Genomic DNA, 2510 nt, shown 5'->3' on the forward strand with positions numbered 1-2510 from the left:
GTCCAGAGCATCGGCACCTCGAAGCGGATGCGCCCGTGGTACATGGTGAACAGCCAGTTGAACATCTTGGCCCCGGTCGGGATCGAGATGATCATGGTGGTGATGCCGAAGAACGAATTGACGCTGGCGCCCGAGCCCATGGTGAAGAAATGGTGCAGCCAGACCAGGTAGGAGAGCACCGTGATCACCACCGTGGCGTACACCATCGACGCGTAGCCGAACAAGCGCTTGCGGCAGAACGTGGAAACCACTTCCGAGAAGATGCCGAACGCGGGCAGCACCAGGATGTACACCTCCGGGTGGCCCCAGATCCAGATCAGGTTCACGTACATCATGGYGTTGCCGCCAAGATCGTTGGTGAAGAAGTTGGTGCCTGTATAGCGGTCGAGCGCCAGCAGGGCCAGCACGGCGGTGAGCACCGGGAAGGCGGCGATGATCAGCACGTTGGTGCACAGCGCGGTCCAGGTGAACACCGGCATCTTCATCATGGTCATGCCGGGCGCGCGCAACTTGACGATGGTCACGAGCAGGTTGATGCCCGACAACAACGTGCCCAGCCCGGCAACCTGCAAGGACCAGATGTAATAGTCCACGCCCACGTCCGGACTCTGCAGCACGCCCGACAACGGTGGATACGCCAGCCAGCCGGTGCGCGCGAACTCGCCGACGAACAGCGACATCATCACCAGCACGGCACCCCCGACCGTCATCCAGAAGCTGAAGTTGTTGAGAAAGGGAAAGGCAACGTCGCGCGCGCCGATCTGCAACGGCACGACAAAGTTCATGAGCCCGGTGACCAGCGGCATGGCCACGAAGAAGATCATGATCACGCCGTGCGCGGTGAAGACCTGGTCATAGTGGTGCGGCGGCAGGTAGCCCAGCGAGTCGCCAAAGGAGACCGATTGCTGCAGCCGCATCATGACCGCATCGGCAAAGCCGCGCAGCAGCATGACGATGCCCAGCACGACATACATGATGCCGATCTTCTTGTGGTCGATGCTGGTGAACCACTCGCGCCAGAGGTAGCCCCACGCTCGCAGGTAGGTCAGTGCGCCAACCAGCGCCAGCCCCCCGATCGCGACGGCCGCGAAGGTCGCCAGCAGGATGGGCTCGTGAAAGGGGATTGCCTCCCAGGTGAGGCGGCCGAATACCAGTTGCGTCAGGTCGAGGTGCTCGGGCATTGTGTCACCAGGGCCGCAAGGGCGTTGTTACAGGAATCGGGGAGCAGCGGGTCATTGTTGCAACGTCATTGGGAAACGTCATCGGGCAATGTCATTGCGGCAACGGCCTGGCGGACGCCACGCGGGGGCCGTTGCCAATGCCTGCAGGGTCGCCTGCCGTGCAGATGGCGCCCAGGCTGGCGCGGGCGGCGCCGCKTTCGAGCGCCGCCACGTTGTAGGCCCGCGGCTTGTCCTTGCCCTGGCCCTGCCTCGCACTCATGGCCATGTCCTTGATGCAAGGCCGGTTGGCTTGCACGCAGCGGTTCAGGATCGCGTCGTACAAGCCCGACGCCACGCTGGCGTAGCGCCTCACCGGCTCAAGCTCGCTGGGTTGCTCCAGCTGCAGGTAAGCGTCGCGCGTCAGGGCCCCGCCGCCGGTCTTGGCTTGCTGGACCCATCGCGCGAATTCCTCCGCGCTCATGCCATGGAACTTGAAACGCATGCCGGAGAAGCCCGCGCCGCTGTAGTTGGCGGAGAAGCCCTCGTAGACACCGGGCTGGTTGATCACCGCGTGCAGCTTGGTCTCCATGCCCGGCATGGCATAGACTTGGCCCGCCAGCGCAGGGATGAAGAAGGAGTTCATCACGGTGGACGCCGTGATCTTGAAGCGGATCGGCTGATCCACCGGCGCCGCCAGCTCGTTGACCGTGGCGATGCCCTGCTCGGGGTAGAAGAAAAGCCATTTCCAGTCCAGCGCCACCACCTCCACGGTGAGTGGCTCCATGGCCATGGGCACCGGGCGCCCCGCATCGATGCGGCTCAAGGACTGGTAGGGATCGAGCTTGTGCGTGCTGACCCAGGTCAACGCGCCCAGGGCGATGATGATCAAGAGCGGCGCGGCCCAGATCACCAGCTCCAGCAAGGTGGAATGGTCCCAGTCGGGCTCGTAGATGGCCTCCCTGTTGGCCTCGCGGTAGCGCCAGGCGAAGAGCAGTGTCAGCGCGATCACCGGCACGATGATCAACAGCATCAGCCCGGTTGAAATGATGATTAGATCACGCTGCCGGATCGCGAGATCCCCGGCCGGGGCTAGCAAGACAGCATTGCAGCCCGTCAGCAGCAAGATGGCAGCAAGCAACAGACACCCGCGCGTCGCGTAGCGGGATGGCACTATCCGAATGCGAAATTGCATAGCCGTGGAAGTGATCGTTGGAACTACGCCGGTGGGCTGGCCGCGGAAACTCAACATTTCCTATGGCACTGTAGTCAAAGAAGTGCCATTCTTAAAGGAGTGACACAAAACGCCACCCCGAACAACGAGAGACGAGAGGGCCTGACGATGTCCAGCAG

At 62.8% G+C, this 2510-nt stretch carries 2 protein-coding genes; both read right to left on the bottom strand.

The genetic code is table 11. The annotated features are described in order from the left end of the window. The coding region (locus AC1DS3_RS37615) for a cbb3-type cytochrome c oxidase subunit I (protein WP_477129246.1) at positions 1–1181 on the bottom strand (1181 nt) is incomplete at its 3' end. Between the two features lie 91 nt (positions 1182–1272). After that, positions 1273–2352 (bottom strand): ubiquinol oxidase subunit II, encoded by a 1080-nt coding sequence (gene cyoA, locus AC1DS3_RS37620; RefSeq protein WP_477129247.1) that lies wholly within the window; start codon positions 2350–2352, stop codon positions 1273–1275. Positions 2353–2510 lie beyond the last annotated feature (158 nt).

The organism is Cupriavidus sp. 01L46 (assembly GCF_056399905.1).